The organism is Acinetobacter shaoyimingii (genome assembly GCF_011578045.1).
GTDB classification, from domain to species: Bacteria; Pseudomonadota; Gammaproteobacteria; order Pseudomonadales; family Moraxellaceae; genus Acinetobacter; species Acinetobacter shaoyimingii.
Genome location: NZ_CP049801.1, coordinates 2339557 through 2363700 on the forward strand (window position 1 = coordinate 2339557; position 24144 = coordinate 2363700).

21 protein-coding genes are annotated in these 24144 nt (G+C 38.1%); 10 read left to right on the top strand and 11 right to left on the bottom strand.

The window, feature by feature from the left end:
- Positions 1 to 13 precede the first annotated feature (13 nt).
- The 3 genes from G8E00_RS10480 to efp form a co-directional block, all read right to left on the bottom strand.
- Positions 14 to 316 carry a YbdD/YjiX family protein gene (locus G8E00_RS10480; RefSeq protein WP_166009055.1) on the bottom strand — a complete coding sequence of 101 codons (303 nt, stop codon included), beginning with the start codon at positions 314 to 316 and terminating at the stop codon, positions 14 to 16.
- Positions 313 to 2406 (bottom strand): carbon starvation CstA family protein, encoded by a 2094-nt coding sequence (locus G8E00_RS10485; RefSeq protein WP_196781984.1) that lies wholly within the window; start codon positions 2404 to 2406, stop codon positions 313 to 315. Before G8E00_RS10485 ends, G8E00_RS10480 begins: the two co-directional genes overlap by 4 nt.
- A gap of 169 nt (positions 2407 to 2575) precedes the next feature.
- Positions 2576 to 3145 carry an elongation factor P gene (efp, locus tag G8E00_RS10490; protein ID WP_166009053.1) on the bottom strand — a complete coding sequence of 190 codons (570 nt, stop codon included), beginning with the start codon at positions 3143 to 3145 and terminating at the stop codon, positions 2576 to 2578.
- Positions 3146 to 3458: 313 nt separating this feature from the next.
- Here efp and epmB point away from each other — a divergent pair, with 313 nt between their 5' ends.
- Genes epmB through G8E00_RS10505 form a run of 3 tightly spaced genes read left to right on the top strand, consistent with a single transcriptional unit; the run spans position 3459 to position 8513 of the window.
- Positions 3459 to 4475, top strand: coding sequence for an EF-P beta-lysylation protein EpmB (epmB, locus tag G8E00_RS10495; RefSeq protein ID WP_166009051.1), 1017 nt, complete (start codon positions 3459 to 3461; stop codon positions 4473 to 4475).
- Between the two features lie 13 nt (positions 4476 to 4488).
- The gene (locus tag G8E00_RS10500; RefSeq protein ID WP_166009049.1) at positions 4489 to 6246 is read left to right on the top strand and encodes a GTPase; all 1758 of its coding nucleotides are present in this window, start codon (positions 4489 to 4491) and stop codon (positions 6244 to 6246) included.
- Positions 6228 to 8513: an EAL domain-containing protein gene (locus G8E00_RS10505; RefSeq protein ID WP_166224410.1), complete on the top strand. Its 2286-nt coding sequence runs from the start codon at positions 6228 to 6230 to the stop codon at positions 8511 to 8513. Before G8E00_RS10500 ends, G8E00_RS10505 begins: the two co-directional genes overlap by 19 nt.
- Before the next feature lie 89 nt (positions 8514 to 8602).
- Here G8E00_RS10505 and rpmE read toward each other — a convergent pair whose 3' ends face one another.
- The 4 genes from rpmE to G8E00_RS10525 all read right to left on the bottom strand — a co-directional run bounded on the left by rpmE (position 8603) and on the right by G8E00_RS10525 (position 12795).
- Entirely contained in the window at positions 8603 to 8827 is a 225-nt protein-coding gene (gene rpmE / locus G8E00_RS10510) for a 50S ribosomal protein L31 (protein ID WP_166009045.1), read from the bottom strand.
- A 207-nt stretch (positions 8828 to 9034) separates the two neighbouring features.
- Complete coding sequence (locus G8E00_RS10515; RefSeq protein WP_166224413.1) at positions 9035 to 10006, bottom strand: bile acid:sodium symporter family protein; 972 nt, start codon at positions 10004 to 10006, stop codon at positions 9035 to 9037.
- A 215-nt stretch (positions 10007 to 10221) separates the two neighbouring features.
- The gene (gene gloA / locus G8E00_RS10520) at positions 10222 to 10623 is read right to left on the bottom strand and encodes a lactoylglutathione lyase (RefSeq protein ID WP_166009041.1); all 402 of its coding nucleotides are present in this window, start codon (positions 10621 to 10623) and stop codon (positions 10222 to 10224) included.
- A gap of 21 nt (positions 10624 to 10644) precedes the next feature.
- Complete coding sequence (locus tag G8E00_RS10525; protein ID WP_171522899.1) at positions 10645 to 12795, bottom strand: AmpG family muropeptide MFS transporter; 2151 nt, start codon at positions 12793 to 12795, stop codon at positions 10645 to 10647.
- 185 nt (positions 12796 to 12980) lie between these two features.
- On the opposite strand from G8E00_RS10525, the gene G8E00_RS10530 reads away from it, so the two are divergent.
- Both G8E00_RS10530 and G8E00_RS10535 read left to right on the top strand, forming a co-directional pair.
- Positions 12981 to 15572 (top strand): Lon protease family protein, encoded by a 2592-nt coding sequence (locus tag G8E00_RS10530; RefSeq protein WP_166224416.1) that lies wholly within the window; start codon positions 12981 to 12983, stop codon positions 15570 to 15572.
- Between the two features lie 140 nt (positions 15573 to 15712).
- Positions 15713 to 16360 (top strand): hypothetical protein, encoded by a 648-nt coding sequence (locus G8E00_RS10535; RefSeq protein ID WP_166009037.1) that lies wholly within the window; start codon positions 15713 to 15715, stop codon positions 16358 to 16360.
- Between the two features lie 53 nt (positions 16361 to 16413).
- On the opposite strand, the gene grxD is transcribed toward G8E00_RS10535, so the two are convergent.
- Positions 16414 to 16755: a Grx4 family monothiol glutaredoxin gene (gene grxD, locus G8E00_RS10540; protein ID WP_166009035.1), complete on the bottom strand. Its 342-nt coding sequence runs from the start codon at positions 16753 to 16755 to the stop codon at positions 16414 to 16416.
- 161 nt (positions 16756 to 16916) lie between these two features.
- On the opposite strand from grxD, the gene G8E00_RS10545 reads away from it, so the two are divergent.
- Entirely contained in the window at positions 16917 to 18128 is a 1212-nt protein-coding gene (locus G8E00_RS10545) for an aspartate aminotransferase family protein (protein WP_166224419.1), read from the top strand.
- A gap of 170 nt (positions 18129 to 18298) precedes the next feature.
- Here the strand turns inward: G8E00_RS10545 and G8E00_RS10550 are convergent, their stop codons facing one another.
- From G8E00_RS10550 to surE, 3 genes are all read right to left on the bottom strand, one after another.
- Positions 18299 to 19231 carry a LysR family transcriptional regulator gene (locus tag G8E00_RS10550; protein WP_166224422.1) on the bottom strand — a complete coding sequence of 311 codons (933 nt, stop codon included), beginning with the start codon at positions 19229 to 19231 and terminating at the stop codon, positions 18299 to 18301.
- A gap of 96 nt (positions 19232 to 19327) precedes the next feature.
- On the bottom strand, positions 19328 to 20182 hold the full coding sequence (locus G8E00_RS10555) for a peptidoglycan DD-metalloendopeptidase family protein (protein ID WP_166224425.1): 855 nt from the start codon (positions 20180 to 20182) through the stop codon (positions 19328 to 19330).
- A 105-nt stretch (positions 20183 to 20287) separates the two neighbouring features.
- Positions 20288 to 21076 (bottom strand): 5'/3'-nucleotidase SurE, encoded by a 789-nt coding sequence (gene surE, locus G8E00_RS10560; RefSeq protein WP_166010551.1) that lies wholly within the window; start codon positions 21074 to 21076, stop codon positions 20288 to 20290.
- Positions 21077 to 21209: 133 nt separating this feature from the next.
- Here surE and G8E00_RS10565 point away from each other — a divergent pair, with 133 nt between their 5' ends.
- From G8E00_RS10565 to G8E00_RS10580, 4 genes are all read left to right on the top strand, one after another.
- Complete coding sequence (locus G8E00_RS10565) at positions 21210 to 21563, top strand: MCR_0457 family protein (protein WP_166224428.1); 354 nt, start codon at positions 21210 to 21212, stop codon at positions 21561 to 21563.
- 186 nt (positions 21564 to 21749) lie between these two features.
- Positions 21750 to 22148 carry an MCR_0457 family protein gene (locus tag G8E00_RS10570; protein WP_166010555.1) on the top strand — a complete coding sequence of 133 codons (399 nt, stop codon included), beginning with the start codon at positions 21750 to 21752 and terminating at the stop codon, positions 22146 to 22148.
- Positions 22149 to 22274: 126 nt separating this feature from the next.
- The gene (gene dacC, locus G8E00_RS10575; RefSeq protein WP_166010557.1) at positions 22275 to 23423 is read left to right on the top strand and encodes a D-alanyl-D-alanine carboxypeptidase PBP5/6; all 1149 of its coding nucleotides are present in this window, start codon (positions 22275 to 22277) and stop codon (positions 23421 to 23423) included.
- A gap of 122 nt (positions 23424 to 23545) precedes the next feature.
- On the top strand, positions 23546 to 24088 hold the full coding sequence (locus tag G8E00_RS10580; protein ID WP_166224431.1) for a gamma carbonic anhydrase family protein: 543 nt from the start codon (positions 23546 to 23548) through the stop codon (positions 24086 to 24088).
- The last annotated feature ends 56 nt before the right edge of the window (positions 24089 to 24144 follow it).

Genomic DNA, 24144 nt, shown 5'->3' on the forward strand with positions numbered 1-24144 from the left:
TATTCTATACACATCAGCATGGACATTTTTTCATACCATTGGTTGCACTTGGATAACGCGCATCGACACAATAGCGGTGAAATGTCTTTTCATCCATTGGTACTAAATCTGGGTGATGCTCAGCCATATGCGTCAAATAGGTTTGATAATCTGGAACACCAACCATCAGACGAAAACTTTGCTGTAAACGTTTCCAAATCACTTGTATAGTTTTAAGCCCTTGCAACATTAAAAACTTTTTCGGCTGTGCCAATACAGTAAATTTAATGATTTTTCCCAAAGCCAATGATTGGCGAAGATGATCTTTTAAACTCATTTCACCTCTCCTTGAATCACTTCATCACGATAAACCGCTTCTGATTCATTGACTGTTGGTGTTGGGCTTGCTAAAGCACGGCGAATCACACCAATCGCTGCAAACAACATCACGAAAGCCACAATCATAAAGAAAGCACAAAGTACTGCATTGATTTGATTCGCCATCACAATCGTTTGCATCTCAGCAATATCTTTTGCAGGTTTGAGCACTTCACCTTTTGCAATCGCGTCAGAGAAACGATTCGCTTGCGCCAAGAAACCAATTTTTGGATTCTCATGGAAAATCTTTTGCCAACCTGCTGTCATAGAAGTAATGAAGAGGAAAATGGTCGGCACAATGGTGACCCAAACATATTTCTCTTTCTTCATTTTGAATAAAATGACTGTACCTAAGATCAGCGCCATAGCAGCAAGGATTTGGTTACCAATACCAAATAGAGGCCACAAGCTGTTAATCCCACCCAGCGGATCGACGACACCTTGATAAACAAAGAATCCCCACCCTGCAACAGCAACCGCAGTACCAATTAAGTTACCAAAGAAATTGTGAGAGTTCTTGATGGCTGGAATCACAATACCTACGGTATCTTGAACCATAAAACGACAAGCACGTGTGCCTGCATCTACCGCAGTTAAAATAAACAATGCTTCGAAAAGAATGGCAAAGTGATACCAGAAAGACATCATTTGACGACTATTGAAAATCTCAGAAATAATATGCGCCATACCAATTGCAAATGTTGGCGCACCACCTGTACGAGACAAGATTGAGCTTTCACCTACTTCATGTGCAAGCACTGTCAGCATTTCAGGAGTGACCACAAAACCTAAGTTTCGCACTGCTTCAGAGGCACTCTCAACTGTTGTGCCCAGTACTGCTGCTGGCGCATTAATCGCAAAATAAACGCCTGGCTCAAGCACAGTCGCACAAATCATTGCCATAATTGCAACAAATGATTCCATCAGCATACCGCCATAACCAATGACACGAATATCACGTTCGTTATCAACCAGTTTAGGCGTGGTTCCTGATGACACTAAAGCATGGAAACCTGAGATTGCACCACAAGCAATTGTGATGAACAAGAATGGGAACATAGAGCCTGCAAATACAGGACCCGTACCATCAATAAAGTGTGTGACTGCTGGCATTTTCAGATCTGGCAATGCCACCATAATACCGATGGCTAAACCTGCAATAACACCAATTTTTAAGAAAGTTGATAAATAATCACGTGGTGCAAGCAATAACCATACAGGTAATACCGAAGCAACAAAACCGTAGGCGATTAAGCACCAAGTCAATTCAGTACCTGTTAAAGTAAAGAATGGTCCCCAGTACGGGTGTTGTGCCACATCGCCACCGTAGATAATTCCCAACATCATCAAAACAAAACCGATGATCGATACTTCAGCAATTTTTCCTGGACGGATATAACGCATATATACGCCCATAAATAAAGCAATGGGGATAGTTGCAGCAATACTAAATACGCCCCAAGGACTATTGGTCAGTGCTTTTACAACAACCAAGGCAAGCACAGCAAGGATAATGATCATCACGCCCAAAGCACCAAGCATGACTACCACACCTGCAAATGAGCCAAGTTCTTGCTTCGCCATTTCACCTAATGAACGACCATCTCGACGTGTTGAAATAAACAGAACTAAGAAATCCTGTACAGCACCTGCTAACACCACACCCACCAGCAACCAAATTGTCCCTGGTAAATATCCCATTTGCGCTGCGAGGATCGGACCAACCAAAGGACCTGCACCTGCAATCGCAGCAAAATGGTGACCAAACAAGACGCTTTTATTGGTGGGTACGTAATCTAAACCATCGGCTAAACGATGCGCAGGTGTTAATCGTCTAGAATTCAGTTCAAATACTTTGTTGGCAATAAATAAACTATAAAATCGATAAGCGATGCTGTAGACACAAATTGCAGCCAGTACTAACCAAACTGCATTGACGTGTTCTCCACGACTCACAGCCAGTATTCCAAATGATACTGCACCTAGAATTGCCACCAATAGCCAAATAATTTTAGCCGTAGGAGACAGTTTTGTTTGAACTTGATCCATAATTCCCTCGTATCTCATGCACTCAATCAGCAAAAATTTTTATTTTTCTACAGCCGGTATATCCTTTGCGACTGTACTCTTCCATGCCCAATAATGATCTAATACTTTGGCATAAAAAAAGGAGATGATTTTCATCACCTCCTCCTGATAATAGTCTATTTATAAACCATTATGCACGTTCTAAATAGTCACCAGTACGGGTATCTACACGAACGCTTTCTTCTTGCTGTACGAATAATGGAACACGTACAACTGCACCAGTTTCAAGCTTAGCAGGTTTACCGCCACCGCCAGAAGTATCACCACGAACACCTGGATCAGTTTCAACGATTTTTAAAACAACAAAGTTAGGTGCTGTAACGTTCAAAGGAACGCCATTCCATAACATAATTGTGCATTTTTCGTTAGAATCGTCTTTTAACCATTTTGCAGCATCGCTCATTGCTGTTTTATCAGCTGCGATCTGTTCAAATGTAACAGGATCCATAAAGTTCCAAAGTTCGCCGTCGTTGTACAAATATTCCATTTCTACTTCAACGATATCAGCCGCTTCTAAATTCTCGCCCGATTTGAAAGTTTTCTCTAAAACTTTACCACTGCGAAGGTTACGCAATTTAACACGGTTGAAGGCCTGACCTTTACCTGGTTTTACGTATTCGTTTTCCATGATTGAACATGGGTTGCCATCAAGCATAACCTTAAGGCCTGACTTGAAATCATTCGTAGAATAATAGGCCATGACTGGCACACTCCAAACTATCTAACTTAAGTATTGATGATGTTGAATGAAAGCAATAAAGCCCTTCAGAACTTTCTCAATTTGCACACAACATCTTTTTTCATGCTCCGTATTGTAAATGACCAAGCTATTATGAAGCAATGAAAATCCTCTGACTTACACTGGAAGATATTGATAAAATACATTTCTTAACCGTGTTTCTAAGTTCTTCTTAAGCTTTTTAGACCACATCTCTCCCTCTTGGAGCAAAAGAGCCGTATCATTAGCTCATTGCTCTATTGAGTTTTTCTCTTGCATTTTATAAGTTTGTGGCATGAATAATCTCCTGTATCAAGAACAAAATTGGCAAACTCAACTCAGTGATCTGGTCACAGACCCGGCTGAGCTTTTAGCACTACTCAAATTATCACCACAGGATTTGCTTTCAGGTGCAATTTTAGCCTCCGAGCAATTCAAGCTCAGAGTTCCTCGTGATTTTGTCAATAAAATGCAAGTGGGCAATCCTTTAGACCCTCTTTTATTGCAAGTCTTACCTCATCATTTAGAACTGGAAGAACATGAAGGTTTTGTTACTGATCCTTTAGATGAAGAAGCAGCCAATCAAATTCCTGGGGTTTTACACAAATATAAATCACGATTTTTACTGACACTGACGGGTGCTTGTGCGGTACATTGCCGTTACTGCTTTCGTCGCCACTTTCCCTATCAGGAAAATTTGCCTAAAAATGACGATTGGATCAATATCCAAAATTATTTGGCCACCCAACCTCAAATTAATGAAGTGATTCTTAGTGGAGGTGACCCACTTACCCTGACCAACCGAAAATTGGCCTTATGGATCGAGCGATTAGAATCCATTTCACATATTAAAATTCTAAGAATTCATTCAAGAGTTCCCATTGTTATCCCGAATCGAATTGATGATGAATTTATTTCTATATTAAAAAACAGTAGGCTACGCATTATTCTAGTGGTACACTCAAACCATGCTTTAGAATTAGATGATTACACCTGTCAGAAATTATTAACGTTAGTGAATAACAACATATTGGTACTCAACCAATCCGTTTTACTCAAAGGTGTTAATGATGATGCGGATACACTAGTTGAACTGAGTCATCGTTTGTTTGAAGCTCAAGTTCTACCCTATTACTTACATGTACTTGATAAAGTTAAAGGTGCACAACATTTTGATTTAAATAAAAATAAAATTGAAGACATCTATAAAAATGTGTTAGCAGATTTACCAGGTTATCTGGTGCCAAAATTGGTTAGAGAAATTGCTGGGGAGCAAAATAAAACACCACTTTTTGGAGTAGCTGCCTTTTAGTTCGAGACTCAAAATGATTCAAGAAAGAATTTTAGAAATTTTTCATTTTCCAACAGTTTTAACAAGAGAGAATCTAACTTTCTCTGAAATGAATGTAGATGCCCTCTCTGAATGGGTATCTACACTTTCTATTATGCAATTGGGAGACACTGCTCAATTTGTACTGACTGCTTTGTATGAAATTTCTGAACTTCAATGTAGTGAAACATTACGTTTTGATCTGATTCAAACGCTACACCCAATTACTGAAAGTGTTTTAGCCAGTCTTGAAAAAAACTTCCTGAATCAAGGTTTATTTCATTCGGACCGCAATGAACATATTATTGAATTAACCACAAGATTGCGGATTTATTTCACCGTGATCTACATTGATATTGCGCGGCGTAGTCAACAACAAATCACTGAACAAAAAATTTCTTTTTTTAAATTTTCTCAAAAACGAAATCTAAAAACGGCACGTATTCTGTCAACTTATTATGCTTTTGAGCAGCTTGCACGCTTATTGGCTCAACAACAAATGTTGTATAGCTCTGCATTGTCCAATCAATGGCTCATGACGCATTATCTGTATGCTATGGCATTTAGAAATCAAGAGCATTCAATCAATATCAATCAATTACAAGGCACCAACCATATTGTAAAAAATATTGATCAAGCGTATGCCCAAGTCCTGTTATTAGAAATTCTCAATACACACCAAATTCGACCTACTGAAATCTATTCTTTATATCAATGTAGTTATGATTGGGCACATCTGGTCCAAATTTTACCGAGAGAAACATCTATTTCTCGTTATATTGTAGACAGCACAAAAGATCATCCGCCTGTCTATAATCGCAAGCAGCATGAGAGTTTTAAACCCAATATTTATATTGGCACTCAAGCATTACTGGAACATATCAATCTTACAATTCAAAAAGATAATGCCTATCTTTCCAACAGTGAAAAAATACATCTTTCCACTTCATTGAAATTACATTTGCAAAATGTGCTCGGAACATCGAGTGAACGTCGACAAGAACGATTTGAATATTCAGCACAATTACAAATCAGTTTTACCTTACAGACTGCACATTTTTACTTGTCAAAAGCGAAAAACCTATATGAAACTGTGGGCATGGACAATCATTTAGATTTCCAAACAGAAGCAACCATTCAATCTGAAATTGCCAGCAAAGATCATTCGTATTTACAGCAACAACTGCATGTACTGGATCGTCAGTCAAAACAGCTGTATACCTGCGCTGTATTAGATATCAGTACACAAGGTTATCGTGTCAATTGGTCAGATCAGGAAGCACCTCCTCATTTACGTACAGGTGAATTCATTTTAATGAATGAAACACTACAAAATAAATGGAAAGGTGGTGTGATTAGATGGATGAAACAAACCAGTCATCGCACCTATGAGCTTGGCTTAGAAGTATTGGCTCAAGTGTTGTGTCCTTGTGCCGTTATTATTGGCAATGATCGGGCAAAAAACCATCTCAATCCTGCCTTAATTATTGAATCATTAAACACAGATAAAAAAACCTACACACTCATTCTGCCGAATTTACCGACATTCCATGAACAACAAGGTATTCATTTAGTTATTGCAGAACATGACATTAAGGTGTATTTACTTAAAACAATATTAATGACTCAAAGTTTTATTCAATTCGATTTTGAGTTATTAAACAATGAACAACAAACCATCATTGATCAATTAATTCATCAGCAATCAATTGAATCCAATAGTCATCAAGATCTATGGGAAGCCTTGAAGTGAGAAATCTATTTTTATCAAAAAAACTTAAACGTTCGGAAATTCGTATTTTGATTATTGATGATAATCAAATCCGATATAACGAAATTTTAGAGATTTTTCAAAATAACAATCATCTTGTTTCAGCCGTGTTATTGGATGATTTAAAGAGCTTTGAAAAGCAACTCAACACTTCATGGGATCTGATTATTTTCGGAAGAGCTTATGATATTAAAATTGAGCAGGCTGTTGCACTGATCCAAGCAACCAGTCAAATTGATATTCCCCTGTTATATCTGGCTTCTGAAGACTATAGCCCTAATGACTATCAAGGGTTTATTCATAAAGGCATATACGACGTTATTCACCTCAATGATAAAAATCATTTCTATATTAATATCATTCGTGCATTGTCATATAGCCGTTCCATTCAAATTCAACAAAACTTATCGAATGACTTGGAAAATGCCAAACTTCACACTCAAGTCTTGGTTGAGGAACAAAATAAAGCCGTTGCAACCATTCAAGAAGGTATTCACGGGGAAGCCAATGCAGAATATCTGTCTTTATTTGGTATTGAAAGTGAAGACGATCTGGTTGGTTTGCCATTATTAGATATTATTCAACCCGTCAAAGTTTCTGAATTTAAAAATCGCTTCAAAAAAGTCTCTCAAGGGCAATTTGAACTGGGTCGTTTCGAGATTGATACGCTGAATACTCATGCGAAAATCAAAAATCCTTTAAAGATTGAATTTATTCCTTCGGAAGAACCCGATACGATTCAAATTGCGATTGAAACTGTCGATTCAAATAAAAGTACTGGATCTAAAGGTGATTCTGGCTCAGCAAAACAAGAACTTTTCTTAAATATTCAACGTTTTGTTAAAAACAATCCTGCTAAAGAAAATGCGCTAGTGGTGTTTAGTTTAGCGAATTGTGCTGAAGCCATTTTAAATGCTGATTGGGGAACGTTTACTACTTTCTTTAGCAGAATTCCTGAGTTTATTAAAGAACAGACCAATGCAACTTTATTTAGAATTGAAGGTGCTTTATATGCCATTGTGCTGCAAGCAGAATCGGCTGAAATTTTAGACTCACGCCTCAGAGGTTTAACTTCTTTAGAAAAACCACAACTGATTACCATTGGTGATAAAGCATTTACCCAAAAAATTAAATTGGGATATTCAACATTTAAAGCGGATCAATTCGAAGATGAAATTAAACTCTTTAGCCTCATTGAGAGTGCATTTAATACGCCTCTTCCTAAAGATCAAAGTGCATCTGATTTAGAACTTTCAGCGACACTTGCTGAAGCTGAAATTTCGCTTACACCGACCGTAGAAGAAGCAAAAGTTGCACCATCTGAAATCAAACCATCATTAAAACTTGATGATTTGGAATTGGCGCCAATTGCTGAAACACCAACAGCTCCGACTATTGCTGAAACAGTACCAGCGGTAGAAGCACCTGTTGAACAACCAATTACACTGACTCAGGACGAGATTGCACCTCCAATAGAAACGAAGGCCATCGATCAGCCATCACTATTGTCTGAACTGAGTAAAATTTTAGATCGTGGTGAAATTCAGCTTAAATATCAACAATTTTATGATAAGAATGATGCCGATTTACATATCTACGAAGTGACCAGTGGTTTTATTCATGAAAATGAATGGAAAAATATCAATAAGTTGGTTGAGTTAACTGAAGATCCAGAATTGTCTTCTAAAATTGATCGCTGGATATTAGTGGAAGCATGTAAGAAATTACATAATTTCATTACCCAATACCCTGATGCTAAAATTGTAGTGAACTTGAATGCACAAAGTTTAGTTCGTGACAAACACCTTACCACATTGATTTCTAAACTTATTTCGATTGTGGGCAGCAAACTTCCAAATCCATTGATTTTGCAGTTTAATGAAGAAGATTTTGCCAAAAATATGGCTGAATCAGCACAAGCTGTTGCAGCCTTGCGTCAAAGTGGTGCTGAAATCTCTATCCGTCACTTTGGATCAACCAGTTCAAGTGAAGCTATCCTCAAAGAAAGTGAGATTTCTTACATCAAACTAGACAAGGATTTCACTGATAAGTTAAGTGATGATAATTTCTTAGAAGAGTTAAATGAGAAAATTGCACATTATCAAGAGCTACGTCCTGTCGAAATGATTCTTTCTCATTTAGATGATATGGGTAGTTTCGCAAATGCTTGGAATATTGAACCTCGCTTCTTGCAAGGCGACTATTTCCAGAAGAAACTGGATCATTTAACGGATGTACAAGACCAATAACAAGGTCTTGTTCAGTGCTTAAAATTGTCGCAATGGCAATTTTAGGCACAAAAAAAACAGGCTTAAAGCCTGTTTTTTCGTTTTCAGTATTAACGTTTGATAGAACGTGACATACCAGAAAAACGTTGTTTGAACTTGTCGATACGACCGCCAGTGTCCACATTCTTTTGTTTACCAGTATAGAATGGGTGGCAAGCTGAACATACGTCAAGGTAAACAGTTTCTTTACCGATCGCAGAACGAGTTTCGATAACGTTACCACATGAACAAGTAGCAACTAATTTTTCATATTTTGGGTGAATATCGGCGCGCATGGTCGATGACTCCAGTTAATTAAAGAAGGTTTAGCTGTATCGCAATTGATCACTCTCGGTAAAACCGAGGAAAGCTCCGTAAAACAAAGCAGATCAACACCATAACAGACCATTCTTTTGGCCCACCGAGACGGATACCGTCAGAGCTAAGCACAACAAGTGGACGGTATTATACGCAAAAAATTTGTATATAGCGAGTGATTCCTTTCACTCAGTTGTTGATTGTTTCGACCAGCGATTGGCGATCATGCCACACACCATCAATTGGATTTGATGGAAAATCATAATAGGCAATACAATCATTCCCAAGGGCTGTCCAATAAATAAAATTTGCGCCATCGGGACACCGCTCGCTAAGGTTTTCTTTGATCCACAGAAAAATATCGCCACTTGATCTGCACGTTTAAATCCAAGCCATTTTGGAATATACAGTGCCAATAGCATGACCATAGTGAGTAGTACAGAACACGCCAAAATTAAAATAAGCAATGTTTGCCCTTCAATCTGATGCCAAAGCCCTGCAACCACTGCCCCACTAAATGCACCGTAAACCACCATCAATATTGAGCCTTGATCGAAAGCTTTGACAATACTCGGTTTTTTTTGCATTTTTGGATAAACATACGGTCGTAAAATTTGACCTAAAATAAAGGGAACAAGAAGTAATAAGGTAATTTTAATAATTGAAGCTGTTGGGTCAAATCCATGTTCAGACTGCCCTAAAATGAAAAAACTTACCAAAATTGGGGTAATGAACATACCAATAATGTTGGAAAATGAAGCACTACACACCGCACTTGCGACATTACCATTAGCAATAGAGGTAAAAGCAATAGATGATTGAACTGTTGACGGCAAAAAGCAGAGAAATAGAAAGCCCCAATATAATTGCTGACCTAACAATGGCAATAAAATTGGTTTTGCTAAAAGCCCTAAAATGGGAAATAGAATAAAGGTGAAACTAAAGACCAATCCGTGTAATTTCCAATCCATCATGCCTTGCACAACAGCTTCACGTGAAAGCTTAGCCCCGTGTAAAAAAAATAAAATGGCAATGGCAATGGTTGTAATCACTGCAAAGATATCCGCAGCCTGTCCTGAAATGGGTACGATACTTGCCAATACCACCATCAACACCAACAACAGTGTAAAACGATCTATAGCCAATAATTTCAACATAATGACACCCTATATTCCATTGCATATTTTATTTTTCAACATAAAAAACCCAGTAAGCTGAGTTTAACTTTTGCCAAGTCTCATCTTACTGGGTCAAATAAATAATGCTATCTATTCAAATGAATAATCATTATTTATTTCAGTCCTTATGCCGTTTTTAAATGGCACTCATTCAAATATTGAGCGTTAAGTCCATTTTTAACCAGGTTTTAAACTTAGTTATTACGAGCATTATGATCTTGTTGAATCAATTCAATTTTATAGCCATCTGGATCTTCAACAAATGCAATCACCGTTACACCACCCTTCATAGGTCCAGCTTCACGTACAACATTGCCACCGCGTGCTTTAATTTCTTCACACGCTTTGTAGGCATCATCAACGGCAATGGCAATATGACCATAAGCATTGCCCAATTCATAGCTTGATGTGTCCCAGTTGTGAGTCAATTCTAAAACTGTATTACTGTCTTCTGGACCATAACCCACAAAAGCTAAAGTAAATCGACCTTCTTCATAATCACGCTTACGGAGTAAAGTCATACCGAGTACTTCAGTATAAAACGCCAATGAACGTTCTAAATTGCCTACACGTAACATGGTATGTAACATACGCATCTGAATCACCTATTTATTCAATTAAGATTTTTTCAACTGATTTAATAACTTCGCCACCCACACCACTAATAGCAGTATTGGCAGTCCCATTAAAAAAGTCATAAAGAAAAATGTGGAATATCCAAAATTTGTCACTATTGTACCCGAATATCCGCCAATCATTTTCGGTAAAAGCAACATAAGTGAACTAAAAATCGCATATTGCATTGCAGTAAACGATACACTTGTCAGGCTCGACAAGAATGCGATAAACACCGCACCAGCTAAACCAGAAGCCATATTGTCAAAAATAATCCCCATAACTAACCACACTTTGCTATAAGGCACAATCACTTTACCTTTAAGCTCAATGTCATTGTTCTGATCAACCTGTACGGCACCTAACTCTGCGAAACTCATTCGAGATTTCGGTTGTATCGAATCAACTGTATTGAACTGATGTGCTGTACTCAATGATGTGATGTGTTGATTTTTCTCAATGTCAGCAGAAACTTGAACACTGTTATGTCCATTCAATTGTCGTGCAGGAATCACTATACTCCACGTATTGCCATCAATTTTTGCATCTGAAAGTATTGAATCGCCAACTTTAACTTTTAATAATTTGATTTTTGCATCTTTCGCTAAGTTTTCAATTGAACCGCGAATGATGACATCTTTTTTGCGTTCATCAGTATAAAGTTGATTATCTCCACCGATGGCTTGAACAAAGATTTTTGCTTCATTTGAAGTGTGAAAGGTTTGTACTGGAATGGCTAATTTTAAAGCTTGATCGAAACCATTGGGTTGCGATTGAACCTCAATGTTCTTCGCATCGTTAAATGTATCCGCAGGAACTTTTAAGCTCCAATTCCCCACTTCATCAGGCTGAACTTTTAAATTTTGTTGTCCAATATTAACTGACACTTCATTCATAGAAGGTCCAGATTTTACCAAACCCACAAAGATCAAATTGGTGGTGCTGGCAACAATAGCGCCTACAAACATCATTTTCATAATGTTAAAGCGCTGCGCCATTAAACCACCAATAAAGCCCCCTAAAATGACAAAGAAAATGGCAAAAAATTTGTTAAACCATGCGATTTCTTCTTTATCGAAATTTAAGTCAAGATAAAACAGATTGGCAACAACTCCTGCCACAATATCTGAAATACGATAAAAACCAATCAAAAGTAAAATCGCTAAAGCCACTTTTAAACCGTAGCGTTTAAAGAAGTCTAGAATTGGAGAAAGCCAAGTATCAACGACAATTTTTTGGTCAATCATCTTGGTGCTTGTTAAAATAAATACCACCAAGACAGCCGCTGCAATACTTGAAATAAAACGTAAAACTTGAGCGATAAAACTTAAGAATGCATCTTCAATCGCCCAACCTGATATGAGTGTACCAATATAAATAAAACTCAGTGCAAAAATGATGGTCGATACAACAAACACCACAAACAACTGTAAATAGTCTTTGGCATGGTATTGGTTTTTTTCTATTTTAACTTCAGGTTCATGAATGACAAATGTGGTGATCACACCAACAATCATCAGTGCAGCCATGAGTAAATATGTCGCTTTCCAAGCTTCATATATGTAGTTGCCCATGGCAGTGCCTAAAGATGCCGCAAATAACAAAGCGCCCAGTTGCGTAATAATCGTTGCAATACGATAGCCAGCATTGTAGGTCGAGGCTAAAACAGTTTGCACTCCAGCATCTTGCGTCAGCTCAATACGGTAGGCATCGACAATAATGTCTTGAGTCGCTGAAGTAAAACCAAGAAACACAGCAGACATTGCCATGAATGTTAAACTTGGTATGCTAAAAATCGTTCCACCATGAGGACTCGGATCAGTAAATGCCATCGCGCAAATCGCAATGGTGACTAATATCTGTGACACCAGCAACCAACTTCTACGCTTACCCATTTTTTGGGTCAAATAAGGTAATGGCAATTTATCGATGAGTGGCGCCCAGATAAATTTAAATGCATAAGCCAACGCCGCCCAAGAAAACATGGTAATGGTACTACGCTGAATACCTGCTTCAGTGAGCCAAAATGATAAGGTTGAAAAAATCAAGAATATTGGAATTCCTGAAGAAAAACCCAAGAACAGCATGATCAATGCACGACGATCGAGAAAAGCTCGAAAGGCCGTTTTCCATCCAGTTGTTTGTGTTGTCATTGCGTTGTTATTTTCTGCAAGATTAATTAATGCTATTCAAACCTTTAATGCTCTACGTTTCAATATTTTTTCTTTAATGTTTGTCTGGTTTTTGCAGATTTTTACTTCAACTACGCTTGATCTTTTCGCTTAAACCTGTATACCTTTAAGTTTTCAACTGTATATATTAGTTTTGGATTTCACCTGTGACGAAAAGACACGATCAAATTAACTCAAATGCTTTATCCAATATTACGACTACCACAAATATAGAAGAAATTGTAAATACCTTACCCTCAGTATTTGAACAAACGGAAATTCAAAACACATTGACACAAACAGCATTAAAACCAGAACAACTGACTCATATACCCAATACAGCAAAAATTCCTGCTTCCACAAAGCGAATTAAGCCGTTAAATAATTTCTTGGGTCAAGACCGTGCCAAAGCATCTGTAGAGGCAGGGATTTCGTTGCCTTATTCGGGATATAACATCTTTGCTGTGGGGACAGCAGGCTTAGGTAAACGTACCATGATCAAACGTTTGCTTCAGCAACATGCCAAGGATATGCCGACGCCTGACGACTGGGTCTATGTCAATAACTTCAAATACGCACGCAACCCCATTGTTTTAAGATTCCCTGCGGGTCAAGGCGTTAAATTTCAAAATCTACTCCATCAAACTTGGCAAAACAATTTAAAACAATTGGAACGTCGCTTCAGCGCTGAAACCTATCACAATCGAATTGAAAAAATTCGCTTGATTACAGGTAATGAACAGCAACAAGCATTGATTGAACTGACCAAAGAGGGTGAAGAACTCGACCTTAAACTGATCAATCGCAATGATGAGCATGTCTTTATTCCAGTACATTTTAAAGATGATCAAGTGCAAGAAATGTCACAAGAAGACATTAATGCATTAAGCACTAAAGAGCGCTCAGAAATTGCTTCCAATATCCGCTATATGGATAAAAAGCTTGAACGCTTAGGATTACAGTTAGGTGATCTTGAAGATGAAGCTCGAGATTTAGTTTCAGAGCTGAATCGTGAAATTGGAAAACAAGTGATCATTCCACGTATGGAAGTCATCTTAAATAAATTTCCCGATATTGAAGGTTTACAACAATATCTGAAACTCTATGCTGATGACATTATTGAAAATATTGAAACCATTTTAGAGCAAGAGGAAACTGAGTTTTCACCTGCAATATTTAATCATGTACCGTCACGCTACCAAGCCAATGTCGTGATTAGTAATCGACCGAACTCTGGTGCACCCGTCATTTTTGAAGATTTTCCAACACATTATAATTTGCTCGGTCATGTTGAACAGCTCACTCAAAATGGCACCATTAGCTCAGATTTCACTTTAATACGTCCAGGGGCCCTACACCGTGCCAATGGCGGTTTCTTAATGCTAGAAGCTGAACAGCTCTTAGAACAGCCATATGCATGGCAAGGGCTTAAACGTGCTTTAAAATCTGGCAAACTCAAACTTTCATCACTTGAACATATGATTACCCTCACAGGTAGTATTTCAATTGAGCCACAAGCAATCCCACTTGATTTAAAAGTCATTTTACTGGCTGAGCCTGAGATTTATTACGAAATACTTGAAGTAGAACCAGAGCTTGGTAGTGTATTTAAAATTCGTGCTGACTTTACAGATACATTACAACGTAATGACGAAAACGAACAAGCATACATGCAATTGATTGCAGACTATGTGCAAGCTGACAAGTTGCTACCTTTTGATCGCTCTGCCCTTGCTGCACTTTTAACAGATTCCAGCCGTCAAGCAGAAGACCAAAGTTCATTGTCATTGCATGCGTTAACCTTGGGTGACCTGATTCGTGAGTCGCATCATCATGCTTTTAAAGCAGGCGACAAAATGGTCACCGCAGCCCATATCAGTACTGCATTAAAACATCGTCAGTATCGCTTAGGCTATTTGCGTGAATTGTATTGGCAAGACTTGTCACGTGGCACACAGCTGATTGAAACCCGTGGGCATCGATTAGGTCAAATTAATGCCCTATCCGTTATTCATTATGCAGATGTCGAGTTTGGTTTACCTTCACGCTTAACCGCTTCGGTTTATCAAGGTGGCGGTGATATTCTCGATATTGAGCGAAGTGTTGAGCTTGGTGGCTCACTGCATGCCAAGGGTGTGCTCCTCATGTCGAGTTTCTTAAAAGCACACTTTGGTCGTGAACAAATTTTACATTTTTCTGCTGCCCTCGCCTTCGAACAAAGTTACGGTCAAGTTGATGGTGACAGTGCCACTGTTGCTGAGCTTTCTGCATTAATTTCTGCAATCAGCCAATTGCCAATTGATCAGTCTTGGGCGATTACAGGTTCGATGAACCAGTTGGGTCAAGTGCAACCCATTGGTGGTGTGAATGCCAAAATTGAAGGTTTCTTCGATGCGTGTAAACTTCAAGGGTTAACAGGCAAACAAGGTGTGATTATTCCCCGTCAAAATATGGAACACCTCATGATTCGTCAGGATGTCATTGATGCTGTTAAAGCAGGTGAATTCCATATCCATGCCATTGATAATATCGCACAAGCTTTAGAAATTTTGATGGCACGTCCAGTCGGCAACATGGACAAAAAAGGTCGCTATACGAAAGGTTCTATTTTTGCTGCGGTGATGGAACAGCTCGAATACTGGCAAGCCATTGAAGATGGTGCTGAGATTGAAGAGGAAAAGCCAAAGAAAAAGAAAAAAAAGAAGAAAAAAGAAAAGTTGGAGCAACCTCTCGACAGCGTTGAAAACAATGCGAAATAGAGTTACCAACAATCTCTGAATAATGTCTTATCAAACTTGTGGGTAAAATACAATTTTACCCACAAGAACTTTAAAAATACTTCTATAAACTCAATTTCCAAGCTAAAATTCAATCTAATTACATAAGACAAAACAATAAAATGACAGAAAATTTAGACTCTTTTATTTTAAAAAACGAAATTTACAAACTACCGACTTCAATCATCGCTAATTATATTGACTTCGAAAATGCGTCTGTCGAGTTTCAATCAAAATATGCTCAAGCATACTTTCCAGTCATCAACCATCATGATTTGAAAACCCTCTTCTATTCACAGATGGGATTCTTTAAACAGATTGAGGATGCCCAACTTGCTGAAATGGATGCCACTAAAATCAATATCTCAACGTTGTTCAAGCTTTATTTGATTTTAGAAATCAGTAATAAAGTTGGAAAATCAACACCAGAATTACATTCTATTTTTGAAAAATTGAACAATTTCTTTCATTGGGATACCACAAATTTTCCTTCACTTAAAACAACACTAAATAAGACGTATATCAAATATTGTGCCGCAATCAATATGCTCGTATTGTTCATCTTTCAATTTTGGCAAATGAATACAACCCTGTTTGAAGCAGGGAGATCCAGCTTTCCCTATTACTGTTTGCTTGTTATTGCAGTGACTTTTATCGTTTGGCTTTACTGTTATATTAAAAATAAAAACATCCCTGATGATGAAAAGACCTACCCTTTAGAAGAAATTGAAAAATTATTTCGCAGTAAAATCAGTGATCAAAAGATTTAAAGTACACACATTAAAAAAGCGCCCTCAAGGCGCTTTTTTAATCTGTCACTGAATTAAGCTTCAGGAGCTGGGCTGTATTGTTCAACCAATGTTTTTAATTCACCAGTTTGGAACATTTCAAGCATAATATCGCTACCACCAATGAGTTCGCCATTGATCCACAATTGTGGGAATGTAGGCCAATTCGCAATTTGTGGCAAAGTTGCACGAATATCTTGATTTTCCAAAATATTGACATAAGCAAATGGACGACCGATTTGGCTTAATGCTTCTACTGCACGCGCAGAGAAACCACATTGTGGAAATTGTGGAGTACCCTTCATATAAAGAAGTACAGCATGTTTAGCTATTTGATCGCGAATTAACGCTTCTGTATCACGCGCTTGTTCAGTCATTGATTAAATCCTCAACTCATCTGGATGCATTATACCTAAATCCACATTAAAGAATACGTCTTGCTGAATATTTCCAATTTTATTTGTATTTGCACTTTTAATCTGCGCTGGTTTTTGATTAGATAAACTTTTCTTTTTCACCTTATAGATAAGAGTTTGTCATGAACAACATTACCCTCGCTCCGGTGCAACCTGATCAACCTTCACATTTGATGCCTGTATTTAGCCGTCAACCGATCAGCTTTGTCCGAGGAAGCGGTTCTTATCTATATACTGAAGATGGTTCAGAGTATCTAGATGCTTTAACCGGTATTGCTGTGTGTGGTTTAGGTCATGCTCATCCTGTATTGGCTGAAGCCATTGCAGATCAAGCTGCAACGCTTATTCATACCAGCAACATCTATGAAGTGCCTTGGCAAACGGCTGCTGCACAAAAACTCGCTGAAGTTTCTGGCATGGAAGAAATTTTCTTCTCAAATAGTGGCGCTGAATCAAATGAAGGTGCGATCAAAATTGCACGTAAATATGGTCATATGCAAGGTATTGCCCTACCTAAAATCATTGTTGCAGATCATTCTTTCCATGGTCGTACCATGGCAACCCTTTCTGCAACGGGCAATAAAAAAGTACAGGAAGGTTTTGGACCACTGGTAGAAGGCTTTATTCGTGTGCCATTTGGCGATATTGAAGCGATTGAAGAAGCGGCGATCAATCATCCTGACATCGTAGCCATTTTGGTTGAACCAATTCAAGGTGAAGGTGGTGTAAATACTGCACCTCAAGGCTTTAGTTACTTAGAAGAAATTCGCCATATCTGTAATCAGCATAACTGGCTCATGATGCTTGATGAAGTGCAAACAGGTAATGGTCGTACAGGTAAATACTTTGCTTATCAACACACCAGCATCATCCCTGATGTCTTAACGACTGCAAAAGGTTTAGGCAATGGCTTCCCGATTGGTGCTGTAATGACACAAGGTAAAGGTGTCGGCATTCTCACTGCAGGTAATCATGGTTCTACTTATAGTGGTACGGCGCTTGGTTCACGTATTGTCTATACCATTATTGACTTAATGCAAAAAGAAAATATTGTTGCCAATGCTGCTGAAATTGGTACTTATTTGGTCGATCAATTCCGTACACAACTTGCAGATCAAAATGTGATTGTGCGTGGTTTCGGTATGATGATTGGCATTGAATTACCAAAAGCATGTGCAGAATTGGTGAATATCGCACGTGACGAGCACAATTTGATTATTAATGTCACTGCAGGCAATGTCGTGCGCTTACTTCCTGCTCTGAATATGAACCATCAACAAGCGGATGATTTGCTCAATCGCCTTGTGCCTGCCATTAAAAACTTTTTGAAATAAGTCGCTAGGTCGAACTGAGGCATACTCAGTTCGACGCACAAGTTACACTCTTTTTAAAAACAAAAAAGCCGCAAATGCGGCTTTTCACAGATTTTAATATTTTAAATTATGTCAAAATTTTATTTATAAAAAGAATAAAACATTCACAATATCATTTTAATATAAAAATCTTAAGATGCTTCTTGGTAAATACGACCACCAGGAAGTTGACTGAAATATTGCTTTAACGCATCTAAACAACGATGAATCTTCATTGGTTGCTGTTCACGTTTGAGCATCATCGCATTCAACGTATACGCCGGTAACTTCCATTCTGGTAAAACTTCTACCAAAGTACCGTTCATCAATTCTTTTTGAACATCAAGGTAAAGAACACGAGCAATACCGTGACCACTTTGACAAAGCGATTTAGCAATAAAAACATTGTTTGATTGCAAACGATGCTTCATTTCCATGTTCACAACTTCACTTGTACCAGCATGCTGGAATACAAAAGATTGGTTATTTTTCATGATCGTGACTGGGATCAAATCATGATTTGACAAATCTTCTGGACGTGAAATTGGCGTATTTTGATTTAAATAACTTGGCGAAGCGACAAGCACTTGATCTACACGAGCAAGCGGTACAGAGCTTAAGTTATTCGTATCTTCTACTTTAGGACACATGCGAATCGCAATATCAATTCTTTCTTGAATTAAATCAATAGATTGATTTTCTGCTTCAAAATGAACTGTAAGTCCACGGTGCGCTGAAATCCAATGTGACAATGCTGGAACTAAGTGGGTTGCACCCAGTTCTGGCGTTGCCGCAATACGTAAATCTCCAACTAAATCATCTCGCAACTCATTAATTCGAATTTTACCGCGTTCAGCAGCGGCAAGCATTTCTTGACAACTATGAAAAAATGCCTGACCAGCTTCCGTTAAACTTAATCTTCTTGTAGAACGGTGTAGAAGCGTGACTTCCATTTCTTGTTCTAATGACCGTATTTGCTGACTCACAGCACTTGTAGTGATCCCCAAATCACGAGCAGCACCACTAAATGAGCTCTTCTCAACAACACAGGCAAATACACCCATTGATCTAAGTTGATCTAACATAAATTTCCCTCTGAAATTATGAGATGCTTCATCCTTTTTAGATAAAAGCAACTCTTTGTATTATACGAAGAAATTTTCAGTTTGCACCAACTAAATTCAATTGATTGGTAAAATATTTTCTGGATTGATCGGCTTACCGTCTAATCGCACCTGAAACTCCAGCATCGTGCGTGTAGTCCCGCTTGAACCCATTGCTGCAATCTGTTGTCCTGCAGTCACATTTTGTCCACTTTTCACCAAAATTTTACTGTTGTGCGCATAGGCTGAGATATAACCAGAGACGTGTTTAATGAGAACCAAATTACCATATTCTTTTAATCCATCTGCTGCATAAACCACTTGTCCATCTGCAGCAGCAACTACAGGATCCCCTACATTTCCACCAAAACGCACACCTTTAATATTGGCATTTGGACTAAATCTTTCTAAAACAGGTCCATTTGAAGGTTTAATCCACTTTAAAGCTGTAGTACCCACTTGAGTCGGTGGAGCTGTTGGTACCGTTTGTTGAACCATTGGTGTACGTTGTACCGTTGGTTGCTGTACGTTGGTATTTGCTTGATAGCTTGGAAGTGGAACTGTTTGGCGTTGAATTGGTTTATCCACTGTAGAAGACGTTAATGGACGTGTTGCTGGGCGTTGTTGTGGACGACTTCCACTTTTCAAACGAATCGATTGATTGACATAAATTCGATACGGCGGTGCAATATCGTTCATATCTGCGATACTTTGATAACTCAAACCATAACGTGTTGCAATACTACTCAATGTATCTCCTGATCGAACAGTATAATAATCAGGTGCATTGGCATAACGTGTAGGGTTATTAATTTGTGGCTTAGATGCACACCCTGTTATCGCCACAGCAGAAACCACTGCCACCGACATGAGTAGTGAATTTATCCATATTTTTGGTAATTGAAAAAATTGCGCTGTTCGAGCCAAAAGCATGCTCTCCCTCTCTACGGATATATGTAAAAATGATCATTGAAATAAGATAGCAAAATAAATCATTTTTTGATGAAATTAATATGCTTTTTCACAAACATATAACACTTATTGAAGCTCAATATTCTTACAGCCCATCTGGATTTTCAAGGTCTCCAATATCGAATAATTGGTCGCGTCCATTTGAATTGGGGTAATACTGACATATCCATGCGCAACCGCAAAAAAATCCGATTGAATATCAATACAGCTTTTTTTCGGATCTGTCACCGCCTCACCTGCCAACCCAATCCATAACACTTGACGACCACGCGGATCGACCTGAGTGGTAATCGGTTTGGACTGAATCCGTTGACCTTGATAAGTAATCTGTGCGCCTTTGATGCATGGAATATCTGGAATATTAATATTGAAAATATGCCGTGGTGGTAGTTGCGGCAATCCATCAGCAATAAAGTCATGTACCCACTGGGCTGCCTGCGCATAATCTTCAGGTTGTTGGTAAGATCGTACATTACTGCCTGCCAAAGACACCGCAATGGCAGGTTGTTTCATTAAGCGACCTTCAAATGCTGCACCCACCGTTCCGGAATAAAGCACATCATCACCAAGGTTTGCACCACTGTTGATACCACTGACCACAAGATCAAATTCAAAATCGAACATGCCGTTCATGGATAAATAAACGCAATCTGCCGGTGTACCATTAATAGCCCAAACATCGGGTGCAATTTGAATCGGTCGCAATGGTCGATCTAAAGTTAAAGCACTTGAAAATCCACTTCTTTCACTTTCTGGCGCAACAATGACAACTCGACCTAAAGGTTTCAATGCTTTTGCTAAAGCTTGAATACCAGGCGCAAAAACACCATCGTCATTGGAAATTAATATATTCACTGAAAATCTCTAAAAAAAACGCATTATGCAGATTACACAATTGGAAAATTTGTAACAAGACTATATATTGGAGTCCTATATTAACTTAACATAAGGATAAATAATGATATTTAACTCACTTAAAAGAACGTTTATGATTGGGTCTATCACATTTTTGTCTATAAATGCAGTCCACGCAGATAGCTCCGAACAAGCTGAATTAAATCAAACGATCAAAGAAGATATCATTGCTTCACAAATTTTGTTAGAAGTTTGCCCAGCAGTTGTGAGTAATAAAGCGCTTTTGCAAGAAAATATTACAAACTTTACTCAAGATGCATTAAAACGCATAGTTCCAGCACCTTCATCACTCGCTGAATTACAGAAAGATGCTGAATATCAAGCCCTTTACCAAAGTGCAAAAAAAGATTCTGCAACACTTTCTGCTGGCGACATCAAAGCGGAATGTGAAAATGCTTTGACATCAAATGAAGAATCATTTTTTTAATTGAATCCTTCACACGGTGTGTCATAAAGGAAATGTGTCAAAGTTCTGCGGAACATACATCATCTATCCTATTTTCTGCATAGATGATGTATAAATCCAACAGCTTTGATACATTTTCTTTATTTTATTCAGATCAAATCTGTTTATCCTATATCAATCATTTTGTTATAAATTCTGAGTTGTTGTATGAATAATCAATTAAGTAAAACACTGGCATTTCTTACACTCACATCATCCATGATGTTGTCTACTTGGGGTTTTGCCAAGGACAATACTGAAAAGGATAAAGCGGAAAATATTGATGTAACCCAACAACAAGTGACCAAAGAAGAACTTGCTGCCATCTATGTATTGTCAGAAATTTGCCCAAAATTAATTAAAGTTGATGACGAATTTAAAACGGGTTATACGCATCTACTCAAAGATTATTTACCGAACGAAAAATCACCTCAAACCACTTTAAATTCTTTGGCAAAACAGAAAGATTTTAAAGCTGCGCTTAAACAAGCGCGTGACGATGCTAAACACGCAACTGAGAAAGAAAACCAACAAATTTGTGAAGATGTGAAAAAATACCAGTCTTAAGCAAATACTCGATAAAATAGTTACATTTAGTTCAAAATTACCCTTATTTCCCTGTAGAAGTCAGCTTTGCTTTATCCTAGAATGCAAAGCTGATTTTGCATTCATATAAGATTGGAACTACTCAGAATGACCCTAAAAAGCGCCATCGCTGCATTCGTACTTTTACCTTCATTTTCATATGCAGCAACTGTTTTATCTACCCCACCTGAATTGAATAATAAATCATATGTTCTGATGGATTATGAAACAGGGCAAATTCTTGCTAGCAAAAATGAAAATGAAAAGCTTGCACCAGCCTCTATGACAAAAATGATGACCAGTTTCATCATTGAACAAAAGCTTTTGAATGGACAACTGACTGAAAATGAAAAAGTTCGCATGAACGAGTCAGCTTGGTGTCGTGGGAGTAGTTCTGAATCGTGTATGTATGTTCCTTTGAATGGCACTGCGACTGTCCTTGAGATGTTGCGCGGTATCATCATCCAGTCAGGTAATGATGCTTCTAAAGCGATGGCTGAGCATATTTCTGGAAATGAAGGTACTTTTGCTCATGCGATGAATCAAGAAGCGAAGAAAATTGGCATGACCAATACCAATTTCATCAACGCAACGGGTATGCCTGCTGAGGGTCATTATTCAACAGCCAAAGATATGGCAACTTTGGCAAAACATATCATTCACGATAGTTCTAAATATTACCCAATTTATTCTGAAAAAGAGTTTACTTTTAATGGCATTAAACAAGGTAACCGCAATGCCTTGCTCTATACAGACCCAAGTGTAGATGGTTTAAAAACAGGTCATACTGAAGAAGCAGGTTATTGTTTAACGACTTCTGCAAAACGTGGTCCAATGCGTTTGATTTCTGTGATTTTTGGTGCGCCATCGATGAATGATCGTGCATCTCAAACACGTGAATTGTTGTCTTGGGGTTATGCAAACTTTGAAACAGTCAATGTTCAACCTGCAAACAAAGAAATTACCAAGTCTAAAGTTTGGTTTGGTAAAGAAAATGAAGTGAGCGTAGGTCTGGTTGAAATGTTCAATGTGACCATGCCTAAAGGTCAAGCAGATGCCATTAAAACGCAAGTTTCTGTTCAACCGAATGTGAATGCTCCACTGCAAAAAGGTCAAGTGATTGGTAAATTAACTGCAACCTTAAATGGTAAAGTCATTGCAGAAAAACCTCTCGTTGCCCTTCAAGCAGTTGAAGAAGCTGGTTTCTTCTCACGTATGATCGATCATATCAAACAGTTCTTTAGCAACTTGTTTTAAGCCTGACGTTCTAGATATGATTTTATATAAGTCATCTTAGACTGAAGTTAAAGCATCTATATTTCGATATAGGTGCTTTTTTATTTATACTGATTTTAATCTTTGAAAACTAAATGTGACTCATGACTAAGAATATTCGTCCCTATCTTGATTCCCATCCTAAAATTGATGCAACTTGTTATATCGATGAAATGTCGCTGGTGATTGGTGAAGTCTCTTTGGCTGAGAATGTTTCTGTATGGCCGTTTGCGGTGATCCGTGGCGATGTGAATTTTATTAAAATTGGTAAAAATTCCAATGTTCAAGATCATTCGATGTTGCATGTGAGTCATAAGAAAGCCGATAAACCTGAAGGTTCACCACTCATTATTGGTGAAGATGTCACCATTGGTCATCATGTGAAATTACATGGTTGTACCATTGGTAATCGTGTGCTTGTGGGTATTGGAACGATTATTTTGGATGATGTGATTGTTGAAGATGATGTGATGATTGGTGCAGGCTCACTTGTTCCACCCAACAAGCGTTTAGAAAGTGGTTATTTGTATGTCGGAAGTCCAGTCAAACAAGTACGCAAACTGACTGAAAAAGAGTTGGCTTTCCTACCTTACTCTGCTCAGAATTACGTGAAGGTTGCGGAGAATTACTTAGGAAATAACGAATAACAAATCTAATTTTATCGTGCTTATTTCTTAAAAGAAGACATAAGCACAATTTGTGA